We start from the raw sequence: 5,657 nt of genomic DNA, 5'->3' as shown, positions 1-5,657 counted from the left end.
TCTCCCGGGCGATGTCCGGCTCCAGGTAGACCCTGCGCGCGATCGGTACAGCCGCCCGCAGCCGCGCCTCAGCGCTGTCGATCGCGTACGCGACAGCCGGCAGGGTAAGCGTGACATCCATGCCGATCTTCGCTGCCACGAGCAGTTCGTCCGGGCCGAGGTGCAGCGTGCGCAGGTGGATGACCCGGGTGATGTGCGGCGATTCCGCGAGAGCGCCGCGGATGGCGGCGACCATCGCCGGGGTGGCCGCCTCCCCGACCAGCATCGCCTGGGTCTCGACCGCCACGATCACGGCCACCGCCAGCAGCAGGATGCCGATCGCGAGGGTGCCCACGGCATCCCAGACCGGGTCGCCGGTCACGATGGTGAGACCGATGCCGGCAAGCGCGAACACGAGGCCCACCAGCGCGGCAAGATCTTCCATCAGCACCACCGGCAGTTCCGGGGCACGCGCGGCGTGGATGAACTCCCACCAGGAGGCGGCTCCTTTGACGTGCCGGGCCTCGGCGACCGCGGTCCGCAGGGAGAATCCCTCCAGCGCGGTCGCGACCAGCAGGATGACGATCGCCACCAGTGCGCTGTCGAGCTCATGGGGATGGCGCAGCTTCGCCACCCCCTCATGGACCGAGAACAGCCCGCCGACGCTGAACAACACGATCGCGACGAGGAAGCCGGCGATGTAGCGCGAGCGGCCGTAGCCAAAGGGGTGTTCCTCATCAGCGGGCCGGGCCGCGTGCCGCTGGCCCGCGAGCAGCAGGACCTGGTTGCCCGAGTCCGCGACCGAGTGGATGGACTCGGCCAGCATCGACGACGACCGGGTGATGAGGAAGCCGACGAACTTCGCCGCCGCGATCCCCAGATTGGCCGACAGCGCGGCCAGAACCGCCTTCGTGCCACCTTCCGCGCTCACACGACCATCCCTTGCTCGACGCTCCCCCACAGGTTGTGGCACGGCCGGCGGGTACAGCACCGGCGCCCGCCCCGGTCAGGCAAGCGTGATCAGCTCGACAAGATCCGCGGACCAGGAGTCCTCGACACCGTCCGGCAGCATGAGCACCTTGTCCGGGGCCAGCGCCTCCACCGCGCCCGGATCGTGGGTGACCAGCACGACCGCTCCGCGGAACGTGGCGAGGGCCGCGAGGACCTCGTCCCGCGACGCCGGGTCAAGGTTGTTGGTGGGCTCGTCCAGCAGCAGCACGTTCGCGGCGCTGCACACCAGGCCGGCCAGCGCCAGCCGGGTCTTCTCCCCGCCCGACAACGTGCCGGCCGGCTGGGCCACGCTGTCGCCGCTGAACAGGAAGGCGCCGAGGATGCGGCGCAGCTCCACGTCGGAGGTACTCGGCGCGGTAGCGCGCATGTTGTCAAGCACCGACTGGTTGATGTCCAGGGTCTCGTGCTCCTGGGCGTAGTAGCCCAGCCGAAGCCCATGACCGTGGTGGACCTCGCCTGTGTCCGGGGACTCGACACCGGCGAGCATCCGCAGCAGGGTCGTCTTGCCGGCACCGTTGAGGCCGAGGATGACAACCCGCGCGGCACGGTCGATGGCCAGGTCGACTCCGGTGAAGACCTCCAGCGACCCATAGGACTTCGACAGGCCGGTGGCGGTCAGCGGGGTCCGTCCGCACGGAGCCGGATCGGGGAACCGCAGCTTGGCGACCCGGTCCGCGACCCGCACCGCGGCGAGCCCGGCGGCAAGCCGGTCGGCCCGGCGGTCCATCTGGTGGGCCGCGCGGGCCTTGGTGGCCTTCGCCCGCATCTTGTCGGCCTGGGCCTTCAAGGCGTCGATCTTCTTCTCGGCGTTGGCCCGCTCCCGCCGCCGCCGGCGCTCGTCAAGCTCCCGCTGGGCCAGGTAGGTCTTCCAGCTGACGTTGTAGACATCCAGCGCGGCACGGGTGGCGTCGAGGTAGAAAACCTTGTTGACGCAGCGGTCCAGCAGATCGACATCGTGGCTGACCACCACGAGCCCGCTGCTGTGGGAGCGCAGGAACTCACGCAGCCAGATGATCGAGTCGGCGTCGAGGTGGTTGGTGGGCTCGTCGAGCAGCAGGGTGGCGTCGGTGTCACCGGCGCCACCGAACAGGATGCGAGCCAGCTCGACCCGACGGCGCTGGCCGCCGGACAGCGTCTCCAGCTGCTGGCCGAGCACCCTGTCCGCGAGCCCCAGCGCGGAGCAGATCCGGGCCGCATCGGCCTCGGCCGCATATCCGCCGAGGGTGCCGAAACGCTCCTCAAGGCGGCCGTAGCGACGGATCGCCACGTCCCGCGCGGCATCGTCGACCAGCTCCGCCATTTCCACCTGGAGTTTTTCCATCTCCCGCACGATCACATCGAGGCCGCGGGCGGACAGGACACGGTCACGGGCGCTGTCCGCCGGGTCGCCGGCCCGGGGCTCCTGGGGGAGATAACCGAGGTCGCCGCGGATGTCGACCTTTCCGGCGAACGGCAGCGTCTCGCGGGCCAACGTCCTGAGCAGCGTCGTCTTACCCGCGCCGTTGCGGCCGACAAGCCCGATCCGGTCACCCGGCTGGATACGGAACGACACCGCCTCGATAAGAGTCCGGGCGCCAGCGCGCAACTCCAGGTCGGACGCGATGATCATAAATGTACGTGGCCTTCCTGGGACGTCAGCGAACGAAGGGCCTGTTCGGTCGAACTTCGATCGCGTGCCTCGGCACCCGGCCTGCGCCCACGAACTTCACCACCGAGCCCATAGTCACAGAGTACGGTCACCTGGCTCGCCCGTACCTGGGTGCACCGGGCGCAGCCGGCGGGAACCGCGTTCGTCACCTTCGTCGCCGTCGTGCCCGGCGGGCGGCGCGCAGGCGACGTCCGGAGGGAGCCACCGCGCTCGAGCGCGGTGTGGCAGCCCCGCCGCCATCACCGCGGCGGCCCCGCCACCAGCGCCAGCGCAGCCGCCCGGCCGGGCTGAGCACCTGGCGTGGGCTGAGCAGTGGGCTGAGTAACCGACATGAGAGGCTGGCGTCCGGGCGGTCCGGGGGGCCGCCGATCACGACTTCATCCCAAGGGGGACGTTCACACCATGTCGACGCTGCTGGTGACCGGGGCCGCTGGCTTCATCGGGTCAAACTTCATCCGATACTGGCGCGAGCACCACGCTGGCGACCAGCTGGTCGCCCTGGACGCGCTGACCTACGCGGGCTGCCGGGAAAACCTCACCGACGTGCTGGACGCGATCACCTTCGTGCACGGCGACATCCGCGACCGCGAGCTGATCGAGTCGCTGCTGCGGGAGCACCACGTCGACGTCGTGGTCAACTTCGCCGCCGAGTCGCACAACAGCCTGGCGATCATCCGCCCGGGGGACTTCTTCTCCACCAACGTCATCGGCACCCAGACGTTGCTGGAGGCCGCCCGTACGGTCGGTGTGGCGCGCTTCCACCAGATCTCGACGTGCGAGGTCTACGGCGACATGGATCTCGACGACCCGGGCGCCTTCACCGAGGACTCCCCCTACCTGCCCCGCACGCCGTACAACGCGGCGAAGGCCGGCGGCGACCACGCGGTGCGCGCCTACGGCCTGACCTACGACCTGCCGGTGACCATCACGAACTGCTCGAACAACTACGGGCCGTACCAGTTCCCGGAGAAGGTCATCCCGCTGTTCGTCACCCGGGCGTTGCAGGGTGAGAACCTGCCGCTGTACGCCTCGGTACGCAACCGCCGGGAGTGGCTGCACGTCGCCGACCACTGCCGGGCGATCGACGCGGTGCTCGAGCGGGGCCGGGTCGGCGAGACCTACCACGTCGGCAGCGGCGTCGAGGCCGACATCGAGACCATCGCCGACACCGTCCTCGGTGAGCTGGGCCTGCCCGCGTCACTGAAGACGATCGTGCCGGACCGGCCGTCGCACGACCGGCGCTACCTGCTCGACTCGTCCAAGCTGCGGGCCGAGCTCGGCTGGGCACCCGAGATCGGCTTCGCCGACGGGATGAAGGAGACCGTCGCCTGGTACCGCGACAACGAGTCGTGGTGGCGCCCGCTCATCGGCCGCTCCCCTGTCTCGGAGACCGCTTGGCGCTGACCCCCCGCCGGGTGTGGCCCCGCCCGGCGCTGGCCCATGCTCTGCCGGTCAGGACCCGCCCGATGGGTCTGCCGGGTCCGGCGTGGGACCGCCCGACGGGTCCGACGGCTCCGACGGCTCCGGCGGGTCCGACGGGTCCGGCGTCGGCGGCTGGCCCCGGACCCGCCGCGGCGTTCGCAACGCCCGCGGGCGGGGGCGAGCACGGGCGAGCAGACCGCGCAGGCTCCGGCGGTTACGGAAGACCGCCCAGGAGACCATCAGGGCGGTCAGCGTGACAAAACTGAGAACGGTGTCATGGGAGATCGCGGTGGCGAGATCGACCGCCTGGTCGCCCACGGCGTAGCCCAGGCTGACGATCACCCCGGTGCGCAGGGTCGTACCAATGGCGTCGCCGATCAGGAACCGGACCAGCGACATGCCGTGCCAGCCGGTGGCCGCATAGATCAATTGATTCGGGACGGGCAACCAGGGCGCGAGCACCAGCGCGCCGAATCCCCACCGTCGCGCCATCCGGTCGACACGGTCGGCGAAGTCGAGGCTGCGCGGACGACCGCGGGTGAGGATGTCGACCGCCGGCCGCCCGTACCGGCGTCCCGCCCACCAGCCGAACACATCCAACGGCACCCACCCGACCGTCGGCGCCGCGAGGGCCACGGCAAGGCCGGCTTTGCCGGCGCGGGCAAACGCGCCCGCGGCGACCATGGCCGGAGACGTGGCGCCGAGCAGCTCGAGCAGGACGGGGTGGGTGCCGATAAGCCGTGGGATCAGCAGCACGCTGACTGACGCCCAGATGGTTTGCGCCGCGAGGCCGCCGACACAGACGGCGTCCACCGGCCCTATCCGCGTCCACCACCGGCGCCTGGCTGTGGCCGTCGGCTCATCCGGCTCATCCGGTATCGGTTCATCCGGCGTTGTGCCCGTCACGGCGTTGTGCGCGCTTTGCGCCGTGGCAGTCGTGAGCGGAACCCCGGCGTCACCCACCCCCCTATCGTCGGCTGACCAGGCACGACACGCCCGGGAATCCAATGATTCGAACACCCGGCCACCGGGTCACTGCGAGCCAACGGACGATTCTTCGCTCATCGTCGTAAATCAGTCACTCATCGACGTATGCTTCACAGCAAATGTGCCGTCCGAATCCGAGGAGGAGTGGCACCATGACAGCTGTGGCGGTGAACCGTGACCCGATGGCGCAGGAGCCGCAGGACAGGCCGCTCAGTCAGCCGCTGGACATCACCGGCCTCGTCGAGTGGCCACTGCCGGTCGGCCGGGTCGACTTCGACGAAGGTCTGGCCTACCTCCATGCCGTCGACCCCGGCGGCTACACCACCGACCATCTCGACCAGGCGCCCGACGACCGGCGGCGCTGGGAACTCCTCGACGGCGTCGTCGTCGTGAGCCCAGCCCCCGGCTACGACCACCAACGAGTTGTGCTCCGGCTCGGCTCCATTCTCCTTGCGGCCGAGCAGGGCCTGAAACGGACTCTGGTCGCACCGTTCGACGTGCCCGTGTCGCTGAAGAAGAGGTTTCAACCCGACGTTCTCGTACTGCCCGACAAGGATGCGCGCCTGCCGGTTCTGGCCGTCGAGGTCCTGTCCAGGTACGGCCGGCGGTA

Annotated in this window: 5 protein-coding genes; 2 read left to right on the top strand and 3 right to left on the bottom strand. The window is 70.0% G+C overall.

Annotated features, from left to right (window positions below):
- Positions 1 to 910 (bottom strand): cation diffusion facilitator family transporter (locus MJ783_RS16455; RefSeq protein WP_239311334.1); only part of this gene is annotated, 910 nt, incomplete at its 3' end.
- A 75-nt stretch (positions 911 to 985) separates the two neighbouring features.
- On the bottom strand, positions 986 to 2,599 hold the full coding sequence (locus tag MJ783_RS16450) for an ABC-F family ATP-binding cassette domain-containing protein (protein ID WP_239311333.1): 1,614 nt from the start codon (positions 2,597 to 2,599) through the stop codon (positions 986 to 988).
- Between the two features lie 441 nt (positions 2,600 to 3,040).
- On the opposite strand from MJ783_RS16450, the gene rfbB reads away from it, so the two are divergent.
- Positions 3,041 to 4,042 carry a dTDP-glucose 4,6-dehydratase gene (gene rfbB, locus MJ783_RS16445; protein ID WP_239311332.1) on the top strand — a complete coding sequence of 334 codons (1,002 nt, stop codon included), beginning with the start codon at positions 3,041 to 3,043 and terminating at the stop codon, positions 4,040 to 4,042.
- Between the two features lie 48 nt (positions 4,043 to 4,090).
- Here the strand turns inward: rfbB and MJ783_RS16440 are convergent, their stop codons facing one another.
- A complete protein-coding gene (locus MJ783_RS16440) occupies positions 4,091 to 4,873 on the bottom strand; it encodes a DedA family protein (protein ID WP_239311331.1) in 783 nt (260 codons plus the stop codon).
- Between the two features lie 326 nt (positions 4,874 to 5,199).
- Here MJ783_RS16440 and MJ783_RS16435 point away from each other — a divergent pair.
- On the top strand, positions 5,200 to 5,657 hold a 458-nt coding region (locus MJ783_RS16435; RefSeq protein WP_239311330.1), incomplete at its 3' end, for a Uma2 family endonuclease.

The organism is Protofrankia sp. Cj3 (assembly GCF_917627355.1).
In the GTDB taxonomy this organism is placed as follows: Bacteria; Actinomycetota; Actinomycetes; order Frankiales; family Frankiaceae; genus Protofrankia.
Note: the sequence above shows the minus strand (reverse complement) of the source record. Positions and strands in the feature narration are given on the sequence as shown.

Excerpts from the sequence above, each read along its gene's own strand:
- MJ783_RS16450 (WP_239311333.1), bottom strand. The coding sequence starts at position 2,599 with ATGATCATCGCGTCCGACCTGGAGTTGCGCGCTGGCGCCCGGACTCTT.
- rfbB (WP_239311332.1), top strand. The coding sequence starts at position 3,041 with ATGTCGACGCTGCTGGTGACCGGGGCCGCTGGCTTCATCGGGTCAAAC.